At 48.0% G+C, this 23,011-nt stretch carries 25 protein-coding genes; 20 read left to right on the top strand and 5 right to left on the bottom strand.

Annotated elements, in window-relative coordinates:
* Positions 1-9: 9 nt before the first annotated feature.
* From PPA03S_RS21240 to PPA03S_RS33005, 7 genes are all read left to right on the top strand, one after another.
* Entirely contained in the window at positions 10-453 is a 444-nt protein-coding gene (locus PPA03S_RS21240) for a FixH family protein (RefSeq protein ID WP_062325973.1), read from the top strand.
* A 98-nt stretch (positions 454-551) separates the two neighbouring features.
* A complete protein-coding gene (locus PPA03S_RS21235; protein ID WP_062325972.1) occupies positions 552-1,532 on the top strand; it encodes a LacI family DNA-binding transcriptional regulator in 981 nt (326 codons plus the stop codon).
* Between the two features lie 116 nt (positions 1,533-1,648).
* On the top strand, positions 1,649-2,971 hold the full coding sequence (locus PPA03S_RS21230; protein WP_062325971.1) for an ABC transporter substrate-binding protein: 1,323 nt from the start codon (positions 1,649-1,651) through the stop codon (positions 2,969-2,971).
* 198 nt (positions 2,972-3,169) lie between these two features.
* Positions 3,170-4,054 (top strand): carbohydrate ABC transporter permease, encoded by an 885-nt coding sequence (locus tag PPA03S_RS21225; protein WP_062325970.1) that lies wholly within the window; start codon positions 3,170-3,172, stop codon positions 4,052-4,054.
* Positions 4,054-4,881: a carbohydrate ABC transporter permease gene (locus PPA03S_RS21220; protein ID WP_062326026.1), complete on the top strand. Its 828-nt coding sequence runs from the start codon at positions 4,054-4,056 to the stop codon at positions 4,879-4,881. Before PPA03S_RS21225 ends, PPA03S_RS21220 begins: the two co-directional genes overlap by 1 nt.
* 37 nt (positions 4,882-4,918) lie before the next feature.
* Positions 4,919-6,445 (top strand): glycoside hydrolase family 32 protein, encoded by a 1,527-nt coding sequence (locus PPA03S_RS21215; RefSeq protein ID WP_082704258.1) that lies wholly within the window; start codon positions 4,919-4,921, stop codon positions 6,443-6,445.
* Between the two features lie 74 nt (positions 6,446-6,519).
* Positions 6,520-6,675 (top strand): hypothetical protein, encoded by a 156-nt coding sequence (locus tag PPA03S_RS33005; protein WP_157284296.1) that lies wholly within the window; start codon positions 6,520-6,522, stop codon positions 6,673-6,675.
* A 119-nt stretch (positions 6,676-6,794) separates the two neighbouring features.
* Here PPA03S_RS33005 and PPA03S_RS21210 read toward each other — a convergent pair whose 3' ends face one another.
* The 4 genes from PPA03S_RS21210 to PPA03S_RS21195 all read right to left on the bottom strand — a co-directional run bounded on the left by PPA03S_RS21210 (position 6,795) and on the right by PPA03S_RS21195 (position 10,134).
* Positions 6,795-7,472 carry a M14 family metallopeptidase gene (locus PPA03S_RS21210; protein WP_062325969.1) on the bottom strand — a complete coding sequence of 226 codons (678 nt, stop codon included), beginning with the start codon at positions 7,470-7,472 and terminating at the stop codon, positions 6,795-6,797.
* A 97-nt stretch (positions 7,473-7,569) separates the two neighbouring features.
* Positions 7,570-8,538 carry an ABC transporter ATP-binding protein gene (locus PPA03S_RS21205; protein WP_062326024.1) on the bottom strand — a complete coding sequence of 323 codons (969 nt, stop codon included), beginning with the start codon at positions 8,536-8,538 and terminating at the stop codon, positions 7,570-7,572.
* A 22-nt stretch (positions 8,539-8,560) separates the two neighbouring features.
* Complete coding sequence (locus PPA03S_RS21200) at positions 8,561-9,361, bottom strand: ABC transporter permease (protein WP_062325968.1); 801 nt, start codon at positions 9,359-9,361, stop codon at positions 8,561-8,563.
* On the bottom strand, positions 9,358-10,134 hold the full coding sequence (locus PPA03S_RS21195) for an ABC transporter permease (protein WP_062325967.1): 777 nt from the start codon (positions 10,132-10,134) through the stop codon (positions 9,358-9,360). The genes PPA03S_RS21200 and PPA03S_RS21195 overlap by 4 nt, the downstream gene beginning before the upstream one ends.
* Positions 10,135-10,384: 250 nt before the next feature.
* Between PPA03S_RS21195 and PPA03S_RS21190 the strand changes: the two genes are divergently transcribed.
* From PPA03S_RS21190 to PPA03S_RS21145, 10 genes are all read left to right on the top strand, one after another.
* Entirely contained in the window at positions 10,385-11,281 is an 897-nt protein-coding gene (locus PPA03S_RS21190; RefSeq protein WP_326099929.1) for a DegV family protein, read from the top strand.
* A 133-nt stretch (positions 11,282-11,414) separates the two neighbouring features.
* Positions 11,415-12,134: a response regulator transcription factor gene (locus tag PPA03S_RS21185; RefSeq protein WP_082704257.1), complete on the top strand. Its 720-nt coding sequence runs from the start codon at positions 11,415-11,417 to the stop codon at positions 12,132-12,134.
* Positions 12,131-13,066, top strand: a complete 936-nt coding sequence (locus PPA03S_RS21180; RefSeq protein WP_062325965.1) for a sensor histidine kinase — start codon at positions 12,131-12,133, stop codon at positions 13,064-13,066. The genes PPA03S_RS21185 and PPA03S_RS21180 overlap by 4 nt, the downstream gene beginning before the upstream one ends.
* A 121-nt stretch (positions 13,067-13,187) precedes the next feature.
* Positions 13,188-14,111, top strand: a complete 924-nt coding sequence (locus PPA03S_RS21175; protein WP_062325964.1) for an ABC transporter ATP-binding protein — start codon at positions 13,188-13,190, stop codon at positions 14,109-14,111.
* Positions 14,104-14,802, top strand: coding sequence for an ABC transporter permease (locus PPA03S_RS21170; protein WP_062325963.1), 699 nt, complete (start codon positions 14,104-14,106; stop codon positions 14,800-14,802). The genes PPA03S_RS21175 and PPA03S_RS21170 overlap by 8 nt, the downstream gene beginning before the upstream one ends.
* Before the next feature lie 108 nt (positions 14,803-14,910).
* On the top strand, positions 14,911-15,717 hold the full coding sequence (thiD, locus tag PPA03S_RS21165; RefSeq protein ID WP_062325962.1) for a bifunctional hydroxymethylpyrimidine kinase/phosphomethylpyrimidine kinase: 807 nt from the start codon (positions 14,911-14,913) through the stop codon (positions 15,715-15,717).
* 253 nt (positions 15,718-15,970) lie between these two features.
* Positions 15,971-16,651 carry a response regulator transcription factor gene (locus PPA03S_RS21160; protein WP_062325961.1) on the top strand — a complete coding sequence of 227 codons (681 nt, stop codon included), beginning with the start codon at positions 15,971-15,973 and terminating at the stop codon, positions 16,649-16,651.
* Positions 16,648-18,405, top strand: a complete 1,758-nt coding sequence (locus tag PPA03S_RS21155; protein WP_062325960.1) for a sensor histidine kinase — start codon at positions 16,648-16,650, stop codon at positions 18,403-18,405. The genes PPA03S_RS21160 and PPA03S_RS21155 overlap by 4 nt, the downstream gene beginning before the upstream one ends.
* Positions 18,406-18,425: 20 nt before the next feature.
* Positions 18,426-18,971 carry a CDP-diacylglycerol--serine O-phosphatidyltransferase gene (gene pssA, locus PPA03S_RS21150; protein WP_062325959.1) on the top strand — a complete coding sequence of 182 codons (546 nt, stop codon included), beginning with the start codon at positions 18,426-18,428 and terminating at the stop codon, positions 18,969-18,971.
* Between the two features lie 13 nt (positions 18,972-18,984).
* Entirely contained in the window at positions 18,985-19,470 is a 486-nt protein-coding gene (locus tag PPA03S_RS21145; protein WP_062325958.1) for a DedA family protein, read from the top strand.
* Positions 19,471-19,619: 149 nt separating this feature from the next.
* Here PPA03S_RS21145 and PPA03S_RS21140 read toward each other — a convergent pair whose 3' ends face one another.
* Complete coding sequence (locus PPA03S_RS21140; RefSeq protein WP_062325957.1) at positions 19,620-20,810, bottom strand: cation:proton antiporter; 1,191 nt, start codon at positions 20,808-20,810, stop codon at positions 19,620-19,622.
* Between the two features lie 374 nt (positions 20,811-21,184).
* Here PPA03S_RS21140 and PPA03S_RS21135 point away from each other — a divergent pair, with 374 nt between their 5' ends.
* The 3 genes from PPA03S_RS21135 to PPA03S_RS33390 all read left to right on the top strand — a co-directional run bounded on the left by PPA03S_RS21135 (position 21,185) and on the right by PPA03S_RS33390 (position 22,926).
* Positions 21,185-21,769, top strand: a complete 585-nt coding sequence (locus PPA03S_RS21135) for a DUF420 domain-containing protein (RefSeq protein ID WP_082704255.1) — start codon at positions 21,185-21,187, stop codon at positions 21,767-21,769.
* 69 nt (positions 21,770-21,838) lie between these two features.
* Positions 21,839-22,582 (top strand): 2,3-diphosphoglycerate-dependent phosphoglycerate mutase, encoded by a 744-nt coding sequence (gpmA, locus tag PPA03S_RS21130; RefSeq protein ID WP_062325956.1) that lies wholly within the window; start codon positions 21,839-21,841, stop codon positions 22,580-22,582.
* Between the two features lie 170 nt (positions 22,583-22,752).
* Positions 22,753-22,926, top strand: a complete 174-nt coding sequence (locus tag PPA03S_RS33390) for a hypothetical protein (RefSeq protein ID WP_167666081.1) — start codon at positions 22,753-22,755, stop codon at positions 22,924-22,926.
* The last annotated feature ends 85 nt before the right edge of the window (positions 22,927-23,011 follow it).

Genomic DNA, 23,011 nt, shown 5'->3' with positions numbered 1-23,011 from the left:
AGATGATTGATGAGCGGACAAGTCCGTTGGTTCATGTCCTTAATCATTCTGGTCGTATTGACTGTGGCTTGCTCCAATCAGGAGCAGGCCCAGACGGGTGAGATGCCAGAGATGATTAAAGTTGAGCTCATGGTGCCGGACAAGGCTTCCCTCCATAAGCCTGTGTCATTGAAGGTAAAGCTTATGCAAGGAGGAAACCCGTTAATTCATGCGGATCACGTTCAATTCCAGATCTGGAACAACCTTGAAGACCCCCCGGAGGTGTCCCCCGAGCTGGGCATGATGACAGCAGAGAAGCTGGAGGAGCAGGGAGCCTTGAAGGCGAGTGAAACCGATGAGGGGATCTATCAGGTAGAGTACACATTTGAAGAGCCAGGCACCTATGTGGTTCAGGCTCATGTAACACATGGGGCGATGCACAGTATGCCTAGAGCGACAGTGGAAGCGAAATAGAGAGCACTTGGCGTGCTGTTGGTTGGGGAAAAAAGCAAACAAGTTTATACTATATAATGATATTAATCATTAAGAATGTTGTAGGAAAAGAGGTTGTTATGGCAACAATTCATGATGTTGCACTCAGAGCAGGGGTTTCCGTAACTACCGTATCTCGGGTATTGAATAACCGGGGGTACATCAGCCAGAAAACTCGGGATAAAGTGTACCAGACGATGAACGAATTGAATTATCGTCCCAATGAGATTGCACGTTCCCTCCTGCGCAAACAGTCAAACGTCATCGGTTTGATTATTCCTGATGTGTCGCATCCTTTTTTTGGCGAGCTGGCGAACTATATCGAGTATTATGCGTACCAGAATGGGTTCAAAATTATGCTATGCAACTCGCATATGGAGCCTTCAAAAGAGCGAGAGTATGTGGAGATGCTTAAGGGTAACCGGGTTGATGGAATTATTATGGGCAGCCATACACTTGAAGTGGATGAGTACATGAATCTGAATTCACCGATTGTGACCATTGACCGGCAGATTGGTGCAGACATTCCGTATATTTCTTCGGATAATTATCAGGGTGGTGTGATGGCAGCTGAGTTGCTGCTTGCCAAGGGAAGGAGGAAACTGGCACATATTTGCGGCAATCTTGAACTGCAGATGCTGTCCAATCGGAGGACAACAGGCTTTATGGACAAGCTGAAGGAACATGGTGTCGAGCCGGTAACGATGCATGAAACCGATCTGAATGTGTTCAGTCAGGAACAGTACACTGAACTGGTTGAACGACTTCTTATGGAGCACCCCGAAGTGGATGGCCTGTTCGTCACCAGTGATCTCATCGCGATTCATGCGTTGAAACAAATTGTCGCCCATGGTCGTAAAGTTCCTGAGGATATTGCGATCATTGGTTATGATGATATCCGGGCAGCAGGCTACGTGCTGCCAGGCATTACTACGATAAGACAACCCGTTCAGGAATTGGCTGAACTTGCGGTGGACCTAATCCGTCGTCAGATCGTGGAAAAAGGGATCGACATGGAGAATATTTTGCCTGTTGCACTGGTGGAGAGAGAGACGACCTGAACGAGGGTCGTTCTTTTATTTTTATTTATGTCAAACGATTGACATGTCAAACCTTTGACACTATAATCGATTTTGTAAGCGGTTTCTTTTATATTAACGAACGGGGGCAATGACAGATGAGAACAGAACGAAAAGGGATGAAATTATCGCTTTTATCCTTGGCTATGGTTGCTATTCTTACGGCGTGTGGAGGTGCAAAGTCAGGGACGGGAACAGAGGCTTCCACCACATCCGGTGATCAAGTCAAAATTACATTTCTTAACTCCAAATCAGAGATAAACAGTCAGTTGGAGCAAGCCGCGAAGGATTTCCAAACGGAAAACCCCGATATATCGCTGGAGATTATACCCGTAGGCAGCGGACAATCGCCATTCGAGAAAGCATCGGCATTGTATGCATCAGGCAATCCGACCACCATGATGATGCTCGATACGGGAGATGTTGAGAAATTCAAGGATCGTGTCCTGGATCTCACCTCCGAGAAATGGATGAAGGATGCCGTCGAGAATAGCACGACAGCTACAACATTTGATGGAAAAAATTACGCCTTCCCGTTTTCCATTGAAGGATATGGATTCATCTACAATCAACAGGTTCTGGATCAGGCTGTAGGCGGAACGTTTGATCCGAAGTCAGTTCAAACGACAGATCAGCTTGAAGATTTGTTCAAAAAGATTACAGCTACCGGTAAATCGCCATTAATTATATCGCCGATGGATTGGTCGCTTGGAGCTCACTATCTTGCACTTGCATATGGTGGACAGTCACCGGATCGTGCCAAAGTGGATCAATTTATTACCGATCTGAAGGCAGGCAAAGCGGATTTGGCCTCCAATGCTGTTTTTAACGGGCTGATGGATACGTTCGATCTGATGAAGACCTACAACATCGATAAAGCTTCCCCACTGTCCGGAACGTATGAACGCGGACCAGAAGTGCTTGGCAAGGGCGAGGTTGGTATCTGGTTTCAGGGCAACTGGGCATGGCCGCAGATTCACAGTTTTGATACGGCCAATGGACAGTACGGGTTCCTGCCTGTTCCGGTAAGTAATAACTCAGAAGATTTTGGCAATACACAGATCTCCGCAGCTGTGTCCAAGCGCATATTAATAGACAAGGAGAAAAGTACACCAGCACAGCAGGAAGCGGCGAAGAAATTCCTGGACTGGATGGTCTATCAGGATAAAGGTCAGGATTTCTTGGTGAATCAGGCCAGTGTTATTCCGGCATTCAGCAATATTACCCTTGAACCGGCTGATCCGCTTGGCAAGTCGATTGGTGAATACATCAAGGCCGGCAAAATGGAGGAATCAATGAGCACACTTCCAGCAGATCATTGGTCCAAATTGGGCGCTTCTATGCAAAAATATTTGGCTGACGTCATTGACCGCCAAGGTCTTGCCCAGGAAATTCAGGCATACTGGACTAACGTAAAATAAAAGGGGAGCAGCGACGTGGCATAGGGGAAGAACCATGAATACTATTCCTCCCTGTGCCAATCGGGCCCCTATGAATGAAATATAACCGTAGAGATAGCGGTATGCCCGATAAGATGAATAGGCCGGAGGTGTGCCTCCGTGCCTGCTTCGTCTTCGGACAAACGCTGTAGAAACCATTGGATAGAGTGGAGGAAGACAATGCTGACCGAAAAAGGATTATGGACGCGTTTGCGTACCCGGCTCATCTTCACTGGTCCGACGCTATTGGCGTTTGCGACAGTCATGATTATTCCGTTTTTGTACGGAATCTATCTGACGTTTACGGACTGGGATGGCATTGCCGTGACGCAAAACCTCGTGGGCTGGGACAATTATATTGGCGTTTTCAAGGATACCGTGTTCTGGAAATCATTCGGAATGACACTGGAATACGTATTTATTACCGTAGTTCTGACTAATGCGGTTGCATTTCTGCTTGCCTATGCGGTAACACGCGGTATGAAGGCGCAAGGCTGGTTCCGGGCTGGCTTTTTTCTGCCCAATCTGGTCGGCGGTATTGTGCTTGGCTTCATATGGCAATTTATTTTCAATCAAGTGCTGGTATTTGTCGGTCAAAAAATGAACATTCCATTGTTCGGAGCTTCATGGCTAGCGGACCCGGACAAAGCTTTCTGGGCACTTGTCGTGGTTACTGTCTGGCAATACGCAGGGTATATGATGGTGATCTATATTGCAGGACTGATGAATGTGCCTAAGGATGTGATGGAGGCGGCCAGTATTGACGGAGCAAGCAACCGCAGGATGCTGGGACGGATCGTGTTACCACTTATGGTACCGTCGTTTATCGTATGCATTTTTCTGTCCCTTCAACGGGGCTTTATGGTGTACGACCTCAATGTCTCCCTCACTAGCGGAGGACCGTTCAAAAGCACAGAAATGGTATCGATGCATGTGTATGAACAGGCTTTTCTTGCACGTGATTACGGGCTGGGCCAAGCGGAGGCATTTGTTCTATTTATCCTGGTTGCTACCATTACCTTGCTTCAGGTGTATTTCAGCAAGAAATTGGAGGTGGAAGCATGATGGCAGGACAATCTCGCATGCTGGGCTGGGCGAAGCTGGTCTCATTAATTGTAGCGATGATGCTGTTCATTTTTCCATTTCTGCTGCTCATCACGAATTCATTTAAGGTCAATCAGGCCATTACTTCCGATCCGCTGGGCCTCCCAGCTTCCGTTCAATGGGATAATTACGTTAGCGCTTTCGATAAAATGGGGTATATGTCTGCCTTCGGCAATTCATTGCTGATTACGGTGGCAGGTGTGCTGCTGATCGCGCTGCTTGCAGCGATGACGGCTCATTATTTTGTACGGCACAAAAGCAAACTAAACCAATATCTATTTTTCCTGATGGTTGCAGCAATGATTATTCCTTTTCAGGCCATCATGATTCCGCTCGTGAAAATATACGGCTCACTGGGGATGCTGGACAACAAATGGTCACTCATTTACATGTATATCGGCTTTGGCAGTCCACTTGCCGTATTTATCTATCATGGTTTTATCAAGAGTATCCCGTTGGAGCTGGAAGAAGCAGCACTGATGGACGGCTGCGGTCGAGTGCAGACCTTCTTTCGCATCGTATTGCCAGTGCTGCTGCCAACAAGTGTGACGATTACCGTGCTGAACGTTCTATGGATCTGGAATGACTTCTTGCTGCCTTCCCTGGTACTGACTTCATCCGAGCAGCGCACGCTGCCATTGTCCACCTTTTATTTCTATGGTACGTATACGGTGGATTATGGCCCGCTAATGGCAGGGCTTGTACTGACACTCTTGCCTGTACTGATCGTATATCTGTTCGCACAAAAGTATATTATTCAGGGTGTCATGCAAGGCTCCATTAAATAGATGAAGTTCATAGATAGAGAGACAGGAGTGAAATAAGATGGATAAAGGGCAGGCTGGAGAAAACGTGCAAGATGTTGTACATGCCACACCAGAAGTGAAGTATACGCGGAAAGGCGCAAATACCTACATTAAGAAACATCGGCATGAGGTCAATCCGGCATACAGGCTGGAATACCATCTAATGCCCGAGGTGGGCTGGATGAATGATCCCAACGGTTTCATCTATTATCAGGGAGCGTATCATCTCTTTTACCAGTACTATCCCTACGCTCCGGTCTGGGGACCGATGCATTGGGGACATGCCGTGAGCCATGATCTGGTAAAATGGGACCCGATGCCGGTAGCTCTTGCTCCGGATCAGAGTTATGACAGCGGGGGCTGTTTCTCGGGTAGTGCAGTCATCAAGGATGGAAAGCTCGTGCTGATGTATACCGGCCATGTGGTAACCGGACCAGACAAAGACCATGATTATCAGCAGACCCAAAATTTAGCTGAATCGAACAACGGCATCGATTTTGTCAAAAGCATACAGAACCCTGTCATTGACTTGAATCAGATTCCAGCGCACACCAGTGCGAAGGATTTCCGTGATCCCAAAGTTTTCGAACGAAACGGGATGTACTACACGGTCCTCGGATCGAATGATACAGCAGGAAAAGGAGTCGTGTTGCTGTACCGTTCAGCAGACTTGCAGCAATGGAGCTACGTAAACGTATTGGCCCAAAGTGATGGAACCCTTGGTGACAACTGGGAATGTCCGGATCTGTTTGTACTTGATGACCGGGACGTGCTTATCATGTCTCCACAACGTATGCCCGCGCAGGGGGATAACTACCGTAATCTGCATTCTACGGTCTACATGATGGGAACGCTGGACGAAGACCAGGGCGTATTGGAATATGACCAGTATTATCCGCTCGATTATGGTTTTGATTTCTATGCCCCTCAGACCATTGAGGATGCACAGGGGCGACGGATTATGGTGGCCTGGATGGAGACGTGGGAGACCGATATTCCGACACAATCATCTCATAAATGGGCTGGCGCCATGACATTGCCGCGTCAACTGCTCCGAAGAGGGGAACGTTTGATATTCCAGCCTCTTCCCGAGATCAAGCAGTATAGAATGGAAGGCATTCAGCGCAATTCTATTCGTATGGTCAACGGTGAATACGATCTGGGGATGAGCGGGGATTGTTATGAGCTGCATGCGATATTTGAAGCCGAAGAGGCAAGGCAATTCGGGTTGAAACTTCGCATCGGTGAAGGGGAAGAAACGGTTATCTCCTATGATGTGGAGCCGCGCCGACTGTGCCTGGATCGAGAGCACGCCGGGCAAGGACCCGGGGGCGAACGGGCTGCGGCAGTGGAACTTCATGATGGGAAGCTGGAACTTCATATTTTTGTCGATATCAGCTCGATTGAAGTGTTCATCCAGCAGGGAGAGCAGGTTATGACTGGTCGCATATACCCTGGGCCGAATTCAACTGGCATCAAGGCGTTTTCATCAGGAGTCTGTACACTGGTTGAACTTCACAAATGGGATTTGCGAGTCCAAAATTAAAATAAATACAACTTTGACCTTGAAGTATACTTCAAGGTTTATTCTGTGTTTATCACAGAAAAGGTTGAAGTTGAATGATGAGAATACTGGAATGGGATGTTGGTACTTGCAAGTTTGGCAATGGCGTTATTCATGTGGGTAGCCCCCAAAAACCGACGTCAACACAAGTATACGAAGATGCGTGGCAATCGGGCGGATTAATGCGAAGAAGAATGGAGGCGCAGGCATAGGAATTCATAATGTACCTTGTAACCAACCAATAAACACCTTCAAAGATCATCTCTGACACGTCTGGCGTGAGAGATATCCTTGAAGGTGTCTTTATGTTTCTGGCTATTCAAATAGAGGTTCAAAACAAGCCTGCTTCCCGCAGAAAGTGGTGAACAATTTCGGTCTGATATCGGATTCGGACAGAACGTTTCAGACTCCAGCAGGTTTCCACCGTGACCGAGCGGGAGTGAAGAAGCCTGGCTGCCGCTGTGCGTGCAGAACCGGGTAGTTCATGCTGCTTCAGGTTGAAGTGCCTGTCACGAATGGCAATGGACCGATTCATTCGCGCGATAACCCGTCTGCATACCGGAACAGCTCTGCTGCCTGGATTGGTGATCAGGGTTTGTCCCAGTACCCGTGAGCTGCGTTGGGATAATCCGTTGGCCTCATGCAGATCCAGCCACCAGTCGGGTCCATGTTGACTGGCAAGCTGAAAGACGGCGGAAGCAAGCGGGTGTTTGGCTTTACCGGAAATATGCCGCGGGAACGTGCGATTTAAATCCGGTTTTCCGCGTCTGTTGTTACGATAAGCCTTCTGATTCACCCGTGGAACAATAATGAGGAGTCCACGAACCACGTGTCGCCTTCCTGCCATGCAGTCGTTAGCGAGCTTCTGCGCAGCAGCCATACTTGCGGTTTCGTTCCCGTGAACCCCGGATGTAATGAACATCACCGGGCCCGGCATCATGCCACGTACGATGTAATAGGGAGTGGCATGCGGGCTGGACGCAGCGAGTGTGTGTTTGGTAACAAGCATGACGCTTCACCTCCGCTATTACAGTACGTCATGTCCTTCCCGCATGCAACGGCATTTGAACAGGCCCTCATCCAGATCTGAATAAAATAGGCTTCAGTCAATATACCCGATGAATAATATCCTCGAAATCGGGTTCTTTCATCTCGACATCCTCAATCTCGCCCCATTGCTCAAGCTGTTTCAGAATGTCCATGGTACCCCACTCTTTCCGGTTGACTTCGACAGTAATGATCTGGCCCTCTGCCGCTGTAATCTGAATGGCCGACGGTATGACATCCGGGATATGAAACGAGCCGCGATAGGTCACCCGGATAAGCGTTGGCAGGCCGATCGTGTCCCGCAGGGAGGGGATCGAGCCATCATATGTAAGCTGACCGTGATTGATCACCATTACACGGCTGCATAACTGCTCAATATCGTCCATATCATGGGTGGTCAGCAGTATCGTTTTGCCAAAATCCTCATTTAATGTGCGTAGAAATTGACGGATGTTTCGCTTTGCATTAACATCCAGGCCAATCGTTGGCTCATCCAGAAAAAGCAGTTCCGGATCATGCAGCATGGACGCTGCGAGATCGGCGCGCATCCGCTGTCCCAGTGAAAGCTTGCGGACAGGCGTGGCCCAGAACGATTCCAGATCCAGCAGCTCAGCGAACTGGGCCAGTCGTTTCGCTTTATCCTCGGCACGGACTCCGTACATCTCGGCCAAAATATCATACGAATCCTTCACGGGCAGATCCCACCAGAGCTGGCTGCGCTGTCCGAACACTACACCGAGGCGCCCAACCGTACGTCGCCTTTCCTGATGCGGGTTCATGCCACCGAGCAAGACTTCACCCGAGGTCGGATGAAGGATACCCGTCAGCATTTTAATCGTGGTGGATTTGCCAGCGCCATTTGGACCGATATAACCAACAAATTCCCCTTTGGCAATATCAAAGCTAATGTCTCGAACGGCTTCCTTGGACAGATACTCACGTGAAAACAAGGTGCGAAGCCCGGAGAACCGGCCCTCACGAACCACAGGGGTTTTGAATTCCTTTTGCAGATGCCGCGCTGTAATCATAGTCATGACGATATTCTCCTCCTTAGCTACCTGTACTTTGATATTTGGTTATGCCGAATTTCCAGAAACGCAGGCTCACGGTGAGACTCAGGGCGGCTACAACAACAATCGCAACAAGAACCCATGCACCTAATTGACCGCGAAGCAGGTAGAGGGATGGAACATAGTTGACGAAACCTACCGGGATCACAGTCAACAGAATGCCAGACATCCATTTGGGATATAACGTCAGTGGATATTGGGCAGCCGTACGCGCTGCATCCTCGGTGATGGTCTGCAGCTCCTCGATGCGTGTGGTCCAGAATCCAAGCGTTGCCGTGGCAAGCCCAATCGAAAAGAGAATGATAGCTCCAGTCACAATGACCAGCAGCGAAAAGGGAATGGCAGTCCAGCCGATCTGTCCGCTATGCATCATGCCTGCCAGGGACCAGCAGAGAATAAAACCGCCTTGTAACACTTCACCAGCCATAATGCGGAAGTTTTGTGGCAGCAGCGCCAGTAAAACGGGCATGGGCCTGGTTAACAGTTGATCAAGTTCGCCGTCGACCAGATATTTTTCCAAATGATGCACTTCATTGCCGAACGTCCGATACAGTGTCTTGGATAAGGTCATGATGGCGAAGAGATAACCAATCTCATGGAGAGACCAGCCCTTAATCGCTCCGAATTTGTGCAGCACGAGCGCAACCATCAGAAATTCGGAGATTTGAATCAATGCGGCCAGAACGGAGGCCATGATGAAATTGAACTTGTATTGCATCCGGCTGCGGATGCTTGTTCGAATGAGCATTTTATATAAGGTGAACCAGGAAGTGGCTTTCATCCGCCCTGCACCTCCACTTTACGGCGTAGTACCTGTGTGATTGCCAGACAGATTAAAGTCATGAGGACACACCAAAGCAAGGTTCCCCATAACAAGGAGCCATTTTCATAACCCAGATAGATGCGGGTAGGGACATAGAGCAGGAAAGGATATGGCGATAGCCAGGCAATTCGCTCAAGCCAGTTCGGCAGCCATTCCAGCGGGATGAAGAAACCGGCGAGCAGATTCATCAAGGCGTGATTGCCCCAATGCAGCCAGGAGGACTCCGTAGTCCACATCGCGGTGGCACCAATAATGTAATTCATACAGATGGATAAATAGGATGCGCCGGCAAGACCAAGTGCGGCAAATAGCAGGGTTGAAGCTTCTGTGGGCCATTGCAGAGAGAATACGATGGAGAATAGCAGGTAAATCGGAATGCTTTTGTACACGAACTGGTAGGCGATCTGCCCCCATTCACGTGCCATCAGGTGGGTAAACAGATGAACCGGTCTCATTAGATCAAGCGCGATCTGCCCTGTCCTGACCGTGAGTGGAATACCAAGTCCATTGGTGAGAAAACCCGAGATCCAGAGAGAGGATTGCGTAAACGCAATGTAACTGACCATCCCCTGTGTCCCGTATTCTCCGAGAGAGTGGTCGGCTCCGATGCCAATCCAGAGACAGGCATACATGTAACCGAACATGGCGCTTGCCAGGTTATGTACCATGTGGGCCCCGCGGTATTGCAGGTTCCGGGAGTAGGCTTTGGAAGCCAGAGTGAAATAAAGCATGTGACACCTCCGATAAGTTGGTTGAACGGCGGTCCCGTTCACTTCAGTCAAGGCGAAAAAGAGAGAAGGACAACAGCATACCAATTTATTCCTTCACAGGCAAGACATTTTTTTGGCATATACCGGAAGAAATACACCTGTTCAACAATGCGCCACAAGACAGTGGTTTGTCCGTTCCTTTATAATTAGGGAGAAGAACGCAAACGTTTACAATATGAACTATTCAAATTTTAAATAAACCGCCGGGCATGTGCCTGACGATTGGGGATACAGCTTCAACAATCCGGCAAGAGAGAAGGATGGAATGAGGAAAATTGCATGGGTCACAGACAGTACGAGCACACTCGATCCCCTATTTGCTGAGCAGAATCACGTTTACATCGTACCTTTGCGCATCGTATTTGGCGAGGAATGTTACCGGGAGACGGAAGACATCTCGTCTGAATTATTCTATGCGAAACTGAGTGAGGCTTCACGCGCAAGCAGTTCACAGCCGCCCATTGGGGAGTTTATTGAACTGTATGAGTCTTTGAAGGACCGGTACGATGAGATCATTGCCATTCATTGCTCCACGGCACTCAGCGGAACCCTGCACACTTCGATGCAGGCGGCAGAGATTGCAGGTGTGACGGTTACTGCCATTGATTCCAGAGCAGGTGCTTATCCGCTGCGGGAGATGATTTTGCAAGGGCTGGAGTGGCAGAAGCAAGGCCATAAAGCATCCGAAATCAAACTTCAGATTGAACAGATGATTGATAACATGTCCTTTTACCTCATTCCGGCCAGTCTCCAGCATCTTCATCGTAGTGGTCGTGTGTCGGGTACGCAGCTCATCCTTAGTCAATTGTTGAAAATTCATCTGCTCCTTCGATTTGAAGAGGGCAAAGTAGTTGTGAATGAGAAGATTCGTACGTTCAAACGAGCCAAACAGCGCATGCTGGATGTGCTCAAGTTGGATATGGGAAAAGTGAAGCATGTATGTATCATGCATGCGAACAACCAGGAAGAAGCTGTTACCATCAAACAACAGATTGCAAATCTGCTTCCCCGCCTGAAGACGGAAATTATGCCTTTTATCCCTGTGGTAGGAATTCATGCAGGTGCAGGGACGATCGGACTGTGCTGGATACGAAGCGAGACGGTATAAACGAATCATGAGACCCGGCAAGAGGGTTCACTTTATGACATAAAGTTGCCTTCCTGCCGGGTTTTTCGTATTTTATTGCCAATTCGAGCAAACTGTGAGGTAATAAAGAAAAAGCAATTTTGGAGGGAATCTCGTGTCAGGTTATCGCTTGCTGCTTGTGGAAGATGATCGTTCTATTAGTGAAATGGTTGGTCCTTATTTGGAAAAAGAGGGCTATGACGTCTCTTATGCATATGACGGACTGGAGGCGGAACGTCAATTCAGCCAATCACCGTCAGGCTATGATCTGGTTATTCTGGATCTGATGCTGCCGCACAAAAGCGGCATGGAAGTGCTTCAGACGATTCGGGCGATCAGTCTGGTGCCTGTGCTCATCCTGTCTGCAAAGGATGGAGAGGTGGACAAAGCCCTTGGCCTTGGATTCGGCGCAGATGATTACTTAAGCAAGCCGTTCTCGTTAATCGAGCTGACGGCGCGCATAAAAGCAGCCATCCGTCGTGCCAACTATACTGCACAGCCTGAGACTACCGCTGCTCCCCGTTCGCAGCGCATTCATATTGGGGGACTTGTAGTCGATATGGAGACGTATGAGGTAGAGCGTGATGGAATATCTGTGAGGCTGACTTCCAAGGAATTCGGCATTCTCAAGATGTTTGTTACCCATCCCGGTAAAGTATTTACGAAGGCTCAAATCTACGCTTCCGTCTGGAATGACCATTATTACGGAGACGAAAATATCATTAACGTTCATATGCGCCGTCTGCGCGAGAAATTGGAATTGGATCCGTCCAATCCCCAATATATCAAGACATTGTGGGGGATCGGTTACAAACTGGAGGTGGACCAGACGTGACGTTGATCTTCGCCACTGCTACCGTAATTTTGATTCTTGTGGTTGTTCTGCTCGGCATAAGGCTTCGTAAGCGCAGTAATCATCTAATCTACATACATGATAAGTTGACCTCTATTTTGGATAAAGGTACATATGAACGACTGCTCGTCTTTGACAGTGATCCCCAAATCAGCCAGCTCCTCAAGGACATGAACCAGCTGCTGGATCATGTACATCGGGCTGAGGCAGGTTATGCGAATCAGGAGAAGGAGATGCGCAACATGCTCTCCAACATCTCACATGACCTGAAGACGCCCCTTACAGTTGTACTCGGTTATAGTGAAGCGCTGCTGCACAGTGCTTCATTAACCGATCAGGAACGGGAGACCATGACTGGCAAAATCCAGGATAAGGCACAGGAAGTACTGCGTCTGGTTCATTCTTTTTTTGACCTGGCGAAGCTGGAGTCTGGAGATACCGAGCTTGCACTGACCAAGGTCAATGTAAGCGAATTATGCCGTTTGAAAATGCTCTCTTTCTATGAAATGTTAACAAAACTCGAACTGCAAGTAGAACTGTCCATTCCGGACAGCGATGTCTTTGTGAAAGGAAATGAGGAAGCACTGGAACGGGTGCTGGATAATCTGATCACCAATGCCATGAAATATGGAGCGGAGGGCAAGGTACTTGGCCTCTCACTCGACGTTTCATCAGAACAACAGGTTACGTTAAGTATCTGGGATCGGGGCAAGGGTATCCCTGAACAGGAACACAGCCGAGTATTTGAACGCATGTATACGCTGGAGGATTCCCGTAATCGTCTTTATCAGGGCAGTGGTCTGGGCCTGACGATTACGAAGCGGCTGGTGGAGCGGATGGGCGGAAGCATTGAGCTGCGTAGTGTGCCGTATGAACGTACCGTTTTTAAAGTAGATCTGCCTCTGGCTAGATGATTATTTTAGTGCTCCTGATAAGCTTAAGGTTTTTGTAAGATTTGATTAATAAAAAAGAAGACTTTTCTCTTTACAATACAGATATAAGAACCCGTCAGGGGCGTAAAGGAGAATAAGAACGATGACATATATTGCGCGGACCTTAGGTGTGACCAAGACGTATGAAGGGATAGAGGTTGTCTCGAACGTCAATATGAGTATCAAGCAAGGAGAGATTTACGGTTTTCTGGGTCCGAATGGAGCGGGCAAAACGACGATGATGAAAATGTTGACCAACCTGGTCAAACCGACCGTAGGTGAGATTGAATTGTTCGGAGAGAAACTCACCCCTACATCCTATGAACTGTTGAAGCGGATGGGCAGCATTATTGAGTATCCTTTTTTCTACGATAAACTGTCCGCCAGGGAAAATCTGGAGCTCCATTGTGAATACATGGGATTCTATAACAAGAAGATCATTGACAACATGATGGAAAAAGTAGGTCTGAAGGACACGGGCAAGAAGCCGGTCCGTGACTTTTCTCTGGGAATGAAACAGCGCTTGGGCATCGCCCGTGCACTTATCACAACACCGGAACTGCTTATTTTGGATGAACCGATCAATGGGCTTGATCCCGTAGGGATCAAGGAGATGCGCGATTTGTTCAAACGTCTCAGCTCCGAGTATCGCATTACGTTGTTAATCTCCAGCCACATTCTCGGGGAAATTGAACAGGTCGCGGACACCGTTGGCGTTATTCGGGATGGACGTCTGGTTGAGGAAGTATCGATGGACAGTATCCGTGGAAGCAACAGCGAGTATATTGAGCTGCAGACGCTGGATACACGCCAAGCGACGTATGTCATGGAACACCAGCTGGGATTGAAAAATTATAAATTGGTCGATGACCGTACCGTACGTATTTATGATTCAGGCATCGCTCCATCCGAATTGACTGGAAAACTGATTGGGCATGGCGTTGAGATCGAATCCATTTTCAAGCGGACGCATTCATTGGAAGAACACTTCATGACCTTAATGAAGGGGGATGGGGACGTTGCTTAAACTGATCCAACTGGAGTTGCGCAAACATCGGTTTGCCGGTTATATAGGAGGCGCGGTTATCGCCAATATTGCCATCCTGCTGTTTCTGATCCTGATCGGATTGGTGGACTACGGAACAGAGAACTACGCGTTCTTGAATTATTCGGTGTCTTTCGTTCTGATTGATACGATCGCCCGAGCTACCTTTATTATCTTTGGAGGCGCTCTGATATCGAAGCTGATCATTAGCGAGTATCGAAACAAAACGATGAATGTCATGTTTACCTATCCCATCAAACGTCACAAAATTATCGCGTCCAAATTGATCATTATTTTTTTGTTCATCTTTTTCAATATTATGTTTACCGATGTGTTGATGGGGGCGATCCTGTTGACGACAGATCACTTCTATTCTTTTATTTCTGACGCATTAACGGTGAATGAAGTGCTAACGCTGTTGGTGAAATACACAACTAGTTCTCTCTCGGCTGCTGCCATGGCTCTCATTCCTCTATTTTTCGGGATGCGCAAGCACTCTGCAACGGCAACACTGGTATCGTCCATTTTTCTTGTGTTCGTGGTATGTTCCGGTATCAATGGACCCAGCGTATCCATCAATTCCATCATTGTGATTCCCCTGACATTGGGGGCGATCGGGCTGTGGATTGCTTCCATGTCCATGATCGGTCTGGAGACGAAAGATGTGAACTGAATTCTTCTCTCCCAAACCATACTCCGTATGGCTTCAGATGCCATTGACATCCGCACGTACAAGGGATAGGATAATGTCAATTGAAGGATGAAGGAGAATGCAACTACCATGACGATTCCAAAAACATTAACAATCGCTGGTTCGGACACGAGCGGCGGTGCAGGGATTCAAGCGGATTTGAAAACTTTCCAGGAGCTTGGTGTGTATGGCATGACTGTGCTGACTACCGTTGTGGCTATGGAGCCCGATACGTGGGATCACCAAGTCTTTCCTGTGGAATTAAATGTAGTCGAGGCCCAGCTGCGTACCGTTCTGGATGGTATCGGTTTTGATGCGATGAAGACGGGCATGTTGGGTTCTGTAGATATCATCGAATTGGTTGCGAAGCACATCCGTCGCAGCGGACTGCCACAGATCGTTATTGATCCGGTTATGGTCTGCAAAGGTACGGACGAAGTGCTGCAACCTGAAAATACGGAAGCGATGATCGAATTCCTGTTGCCAGGTGCCGATCTCGTGACACCCAATCTGTTTGAAGCATCACAGCTTGCAAAAAGCGGATTGATCCGCTCCAAGGAGCAGATGGAATCGGCGGCAGCTGCCATTCATGATCACGGGGCGAAGCATGTCCTGATTAAGGACAGAGGGGTTATTAACCCGGGCAAAGCGATGGATCTTCTCTATGACGGAACAAGCTACGAATGGTTTGAAGCCGACGTTGTTGGCTCCGGATATACACATGGTGCGGGCTGCACCACATCTGCAGCAATTACTGCAGGGTTGGCGCGTGGTCTTACCGTGAAAGAGGCTGTTCGTGAAGGCAAGGCCTTCGTGACCAAAGCGATTGCAGGCGGATTCCCGCTGAACCGTTTTGTTGGCCCAACGTTGCATGTGGCACACCGCCTTGAGCATTAAGGCTAAGTGAGTGGTGTTTAATTGCATGGTGTAATCTCGGAGAAAAACGTGGTTTCAGCCGGAAGAAGCCGTCTATGAGCAGGGGATTGCTCAATTGACGGCTTCTTTTTTGTGCGAAAGTGTATGGAATTTAGTAACTTTTGGTATATATTAATCGTATATAAGATGGAGTTCATTCCAGAACATGGATGGACACACGGACGACACACGGAATCGGTATGTTAACAAGAGAATGCTAAAAGGAGAGTCGGCCATGGTCAGAACAGTGCTTTTGGTGGAAGACGAAAGTCGCATTCGTGAGATTGTGGCCGATTATTTCATAAAAGAACAATGGAATGTGATAGAAGCAGAACATGGGGTAGAGGCACTGGAGCTGTTGGCTCTGCATGAAGTCGATCTGGTCATTCTGGATGTGTTGATGCCGGAAATGGATGGGTGGACGCTATGTGGGCATATTCGTTCGCAGTCGACCGTACCTATTATAATGCTGACTGCCCGATCGGAAGATGATGACAAGATTCATGGCTTTCAGCTTGGTGTGGATGATTATGTGACGAAGCCGTTTAGTCCTCGTGTGTTGGTGGCACGTGCAGAGACATTAATGAAACGGGTAGAAGGTGCAGTTAGCAAGGAGCAGAGCGTGATCCGGTTTGGATGCGTGACGCTTGATCCTTGGGCACGACGGCTTGAGAAGGATGGGGCTGAAGTGGAACTTGCACCCAAAGAATATGATCTGCTGCTGTATTTAACCCGCAATCAAGGTATTGTATTGTCCCGCGATGCCATTCTCAACCGGGTCTGGGGATACGACTTTGAAGGGGATTCACGCGTGGTGGATACCCATATCAAGAAACTTCGGAGCAAGCTTGGGGAAGAAGCGAAGTGTATCCGGACCGTTATCGGTACCGGTTACCGATTCGAGGCTGAGGCATGAGACGTAACGGTGTAACGATGAAACTGTTTCTGGTCATGGCCGGATTCCTGCTTCTTCTATATGGAACAACGGTGATTGCCCAACTGGTATGGTTTCCGGACTTCTATCAGCATCAGAAGATTAGCAGTATTAAGAAAAAATTGACGAAATTTGAACAACAATATTCGAATGGACATTGGAATGATGTGCAGCTAGCTAAGGAGACGGGGAAGTTCATGCGACAAAATCAGTCGCATTTGGTCATCCTGACGAACACGGGCAAGCTGGTCAACGACCCTTTTCACATTACATTGCTCCGGGAGGATGGCACACAGGTAAAAGTATCCCTGTCCCTGTTCATCAACAGTGAGAACGCTGGCTGGATCGCCTCCCATCTGAAGTATGGGAAAGAGTTGACTGTTACGGGTCCAGCCAGCGGCTTGAAGGAACCTATGGTATATCCATTCAAAATCAAAGATGCCCAATCCTCTGTATGGGGAACAGAGAGTTTTCAGGAATTGGCTGAACCGGTTCAGGAATGGTCGGGGGTTTTGACCGAGGTAGTTCTACCTAATTTGGCAACATGGAGCCAAAGACAGGGACTGCTTGTGCAGGCACTGGACAGCCGTTTTCCATTGTCTACGGAAGACCAGCTGAGTCTCGCCAATGGGAAAATGATCAATGAAGAATGGACCGATAGCTGGAGCGGAGTGCGAAATGTACTTACCATTGCCCCGGTGCACAGCACCGGACCCCAGCAGCAGCTTATTTTTTCACTGACGTCCTTGCAGGAGATGAGGGAGGCAAGTGAAGCCACACAATTGTTCTATGCCTATTTCGGTATTGCTGCATTTGTATTAATTGTATTTCTTTCACTGCTCTTATCTCGAATCGTCACCAAACCGTTGCTGGCTCTGAACCATGTTGCCAAAAAAATGTCTACCCTCGATTTCACGGTGAAATCGCCTATACGCCGCAATGATGAGATAGGCAGTCTGTCCAATAGCCTCAATGCGCTGTCAACCACATTGGGTCAGACACTGGAAGAGCTTAGACAGGCGAACAGTCAGATGCGCACTGATATGGAAATGAAGCAGCGGATTGAACAGCGGCAGCGGGAGTTTTTTGCCGATGCATCCCATGAGCTCAAAACGCCAATCAGTATCATCAAAGGGTACTCCGAGGGGTTAAAAGACGGGGTTAGTGAGGGCAAACGTGAACGTTACATCGAGATTATTGCCGATGAAGCGGTCAAAATGGAAACGATGGTTGAAGAGATGCTGGATCTGGTACGGCTGGAATCCCAGGCGATTAAGCTAACCAAGGATGCAGTTGCTCTTGGAGATATGATTGAAGATATTGCCGGACGTCTGGGTCCGCAACTGAAGGAAAAGGAACTGGATGTTGTATTGGTCTCTACTACGGAGCAGACCGTTGAGGGAGACCGTAGCAAGTTAGAGCAAGTCATCTATAATATGATGATGAATGCTATACGTCATGCCATTCCTAAGACCGATATTATGATAGAGATCAGCAGGCCCGAAGGGCAGGTTCGAATCTCCATTGAGAATCAGGGTGAGCACATCTCGGAAGCGGAGCGCCAGTACATCTGGGAAAGATTTTACCGTGTGGAACGCTCACGCAATCGCAAAATGGGAGGGACCGGGCTCGGCCTGGCCATCGCGAAGCAGATTCTCGATTTGCATGGATGCAGTTATGGCGTGGAGAACACGCCGGACGGAGTCCGTTTTTATATTATTTTTCCTAATGCTTAGTACGAAAGGGAGTCAAGTCTATGAAATCTTTACCGTCCATATTAACGTTGGGCAATCTAACTTCAGGCATGTTGGCTGTCATAATGGCTATTCATGGCGAATTTGCTCTGGCGGTTACGATGATCTGGGTAGCCATGTTCTTTGATTTATTTGACGGGTTTGCGGCCCGTAAATTGCATTGCGAGGGTGAATTCGGCAAAGCGCTGGATTCGCTGGCTGATGTTGTTTCGTTCGGAACCGCACCGGTGCTAATCCTGTATCTGAACTCCATGAATGAAGTGAATGCGCTGGGTATGGCGTTGACTGCATTATTCCCGGTATGTGGTGCATTGCGTCTCGCTCGATATAATTGCCAGAAAACAGCAAGCCATGGGTTTGTTGGCATGCCGATTACGTTTGCAGGCGGTCTTATGTCCTTTTTCGCGCTCTGGAGTCCTTATTTCACTCATGGTGTAGCCTATCTTGTCATTGTTGTGTTATCCGGTCTAATGGTTAGCCAAATCCGATTCCCGTCTCTAAAACAAGTGCTAGCCCCCCATGAGAAGGATATTGTGGAACCGAAATAAGGAGCGAGTCAGTATGGAATTTGCTAGAGAATTTATTAGTCAATATGGTTATTTCGCAATCTACGGACTGCTGGCTCTGGGCGTGATTGGCATGCCCATTCCGGATGAGGTGATGATGACCTTTGTCGGTTATCTCGCCTCCATCTCGGTGCTGAACTATTCGGTGTCCATCATTGTCAGTTTTGGCGGAGCGTTTACCGGAGGACTTCTGAGTTACACGATTGGCAAGAAGGCCGGTCGACCACTGGTGGAGAAGTATGGTAAATGGGTCGGGGTCAATGCCAAGCGATTGGGCAGGGTGGAATCCTGGTTTTTGAAATATGGGTACTGGTCCATCATACTGGGCTATTTCATTCCAGGCATTCGTCATCTAATGTGCTGCTTCTCCGGGATCAGCCGCATGGCAATAGGGCGATATGTTCTAGTTTCTGGTATTGGTGCATTTATCTGGTGTGTTGTCTTTATATCGATCGGTTTTTACGTCGGTGTGTTAACTTAAAATGGGACAGCCTGTTAGGAACAGGCGAGGATAGAGACCTCTTGTACATGGAGTGGTCTTTTTTTGTTTGTGCGTTAATATTTTCCATTGAAAAATGAAAAGCTCACCGCAAAAAAAGTACGGTGAGCCTGATATATGAATTTTCATGATTACCCGCTTAGATGGGAGTCCTCAATGCCTTTTTCAACACGTCTTTCCCCTTTTTTGCGTGCAAAGGTGATTTTGAGCAAAGGCGGCGTAACCAATGTGGTAACGATAACCATGATGACCACACTGGTGAAATACTCGGCGTCGAGCAATCCGGAAGCAAGCCCGGTGGAGGCGATAATCAGAGCGACTTCGCCTCTGGAGATCATCCCCGAGCCAATAGCCAGAGAAGATGCCCGATCAAATCCGGTCAGTCGTGCACCTGCTCCGCCACCAAGAAGTTTAGTTACAATGGCAATGAGACTGATGACGATAATAAACCAGATTTGTGAACCCACGCCGTCAAAAGTAACATTCAATCCGATACTTACAAAGAATACAGGGACAAAAATCCCGTACGCGATCGGCTCAAGCTTGGTTTCGACCTCATGTTTGAAGTTCGTTTGGGAGATGGCGATCCCTGCGGCAAAGGCACCGATAATCCCGGCAACACCCATCCACTCCGCAAAGTACGAAAAGCCAAAACAAATGATTAATCCGGCTGTAATAACGGTCTCCGTAACCTTCAGTGGTGCCATCCATTTCATGATGCGTGGAACAAGGAACCAGCTTGCAGCGATAATAATAACAAAGAACAACAGCTTCTTGCCGATGAGCAGCGTAATAGAAGTGTCAGTAGCACCTGTCCCGAGCAAACTCATCATGACAGCAAGGATGACCACAACCAGCACGTCGTCCACGACAGCTGCCCCCAGAATGGTTGTACCTTCACGAGAACTGAGCTGATTCATATCTTTTAGTGTCTGGACCGAGATGCTGACCGAAGTGGCACAGAACAAAAGACCAAAGAACAAAGCGTGTGTCTGAGACATGCCGAATGCTATGGCAGCACCATATCCTCCGATGAATGGTAAAATGATGCCACCAACGGCAACAGCAAAAGCGGCCTTCCAATTTTTCTTCAATTGCTCCAGATCCGTCTCAAGTCCCGCGATGAACATAAGCAGCAATACCCCGATTTCAGCCATGTAATGGATGAAATCACTTTGTTGTACCCAACCGAGCAGGGCAGGACCAAGGATGACACCAACGATCAACTTTCCCAAAACCGATGGCTGACCCAGTCTAACGGATAAATCACCGGCCAACTTGGTGAATATCAAAATAAGGGCAAGAACCAAAATAAATTCCATAGATGTACTCCTCTCCAGCAGTAGCGTTTATAGGATTACCCGTCCAAGGGGGGATCATTCCGAGCCTGAGGAACAGAAAAAGGCATAAAACGGCGCTTGTATCGTGCCGCTTTATGCCTTAAAAAAGACAAGGAGGGCCCTTGGTGACAGGCTCCTCCAGTTCAACGCGTATGTGATTTATTGCATTAATTATACCACAAGTACAGGATGGGGTAAACCAGTGGAGGCGTGCTTTTAATGAAAATGGCCTCAAAGGGGCATTTTAAAGGTACGTGATGTGGCTTTTTGTTCAGAGTGTTGTCACTTAACAGTCGAGAAATGGCAAGATATAATGAGATAGAACATAGAAGTTAGGATATAAGGAGGATTTTTCATTGGGCAAACAGGACAAAGGGGACCCGAACATTCAATCCAATCAGATTGCCCCGACCAGTAATAAAAATTTTGCAGGTATCATTATTACCATTTCCATTCTCGCTAATGTCATTATTTTATTATTGTTCTTTGCACCGTCGATCGGATACAAAGGCGATGTGGCCTTTGACATTACAGTGCTGCCGCGGTTTAATGCCGTATTCAACAGCTTCACCTTCATTTTCCTGCTTGCGGCCTTGATTGCCATTATCAAGCGGAATGTGAAACTGCACAAGCGTTTCATCCTTGCTGCATTTACTACGACCCTGTTATTTCTTGTTACGTATTTATCGTTTCACTATCTGTCTCCGGAAACGTCCAAATACGGCGGAGAAGGCATCATTCGTTCCATCTACTTCTTCATTCTGATTACACACAGCATTTTGGCAGCCATCATTGTGCCGCTCGCACTGTTCACTCTGGTATGGGGCTGGACGAATCAATTGAAGAAACACCGTAAAATTGCCCGTTGGACGATGCCGATCTGGTTGTATGTTAGTTCCACGGGTGTAGTTGTATATCTGATGATGGCACCGTACTATTAATTTCATATATCATGGGCATATCCGGCTCGCCTTGCGGGTAATGGTTCCATGGAAGGAGGATTCACGCTTATGTACAGAGTTGTATTAATTCGCCATGGTCAGAGTATGTGGAATGTGGAGAACCGTTTTACCGGTTGGACGGATGTGGATCTGACGACCGATGGATACGGAGAGGCACGTAAAGCGGGAAAAATCCTGAAGGAACAGGGTTTTGATTTTGATTACGCTTATGCTTCGGTACTCAAACGCTCGATTCGAACACTGGATATTGCACTCGATGAGATGGACCGGATGTGGATTCCAATTACGAAGACGTGGAAGCTGAACGAGCGTCACTATGGCGCCTTGCAAGGACTCAACAAACAGCAGACTGCCCTGAAATATGGCGAGGAGCAAGTGAAGGAGTGGAGACGCTCCATTAGCGTATCTCCCCCGGCGCTGGACGAAACGGATGATCGTTATGTACAGGACCAGGACAAGTATCAACGGCTGGGCTGTACCATCCCACGAACCGAGAACTTGATGGATACATCGAAGCGGGTGCTGGAGTATTGGAATGCAGAGATTAAACCGGTGGTATCCGCAGGCAAAAGAGTACTGATCTCCGCGCACGGCAATACGCTGCGTTCACTCGTGATGCATCTGGACCAGATGTCCGAAGCGGACGTCATCGCGCTTAACATCCCGACAGGCATTCCACTGGTCTATGAACTGGATGAAGATTTGCATCCGATAGGTCACTTCTATCTGACTGCGGATGGTTCAACGTATAAACATGAGGAAATGACTCATGTCGCACCACCGTCCGATTGATGAACAGCACGTTAGAAGATGGCTCACCTGAATTCCCAGGCGGTCATCTTTTTTTACGTTAGAATGGATCATTCTCTACTTTAAAAATCGCATTTAGGGTTTCGTTTTTCTCCTACAGGGTAATCTCAAGCAAGACACAATGTATACTAATCCTGAAGGAGGACCAACATATGTCTAAAAAAAGTGGAATCATTGTAACAGCCATAGGAGCAGGCGTAACTTACTTGATGAGGAACAAACAAGCAAGGGATAAGCTGTTCACTACAGTGTCAGGATTCATGAAAAGCTCAAGCCCATCTTCAAGCCCGTCTTATGGAAGCAAAAAAGGTTCACGTGTGAATTGAAAATAGATACTGGTATATGAGTCATATTGTATGAAGCCCGGAACTGGTAAGGTCCCGGGTTTTTGTGTGTTCACATATGACAAGC

The sequence above is a fragment of the Paenibacillus pabuli NBRC 13638 genome, assembly GCF_001514495.1.
GTDB lineage: Bacteria > Bacillota > Bacilli > Paenibacillales > Paenibacillaceae > Paenibacillus > Paenibacillus pabuli.
The sequence above is the reverse complement of the archived record's forward strand: the minus strand, read 5'-3'. Positions and strand labels throughout refer to the sequence as shown.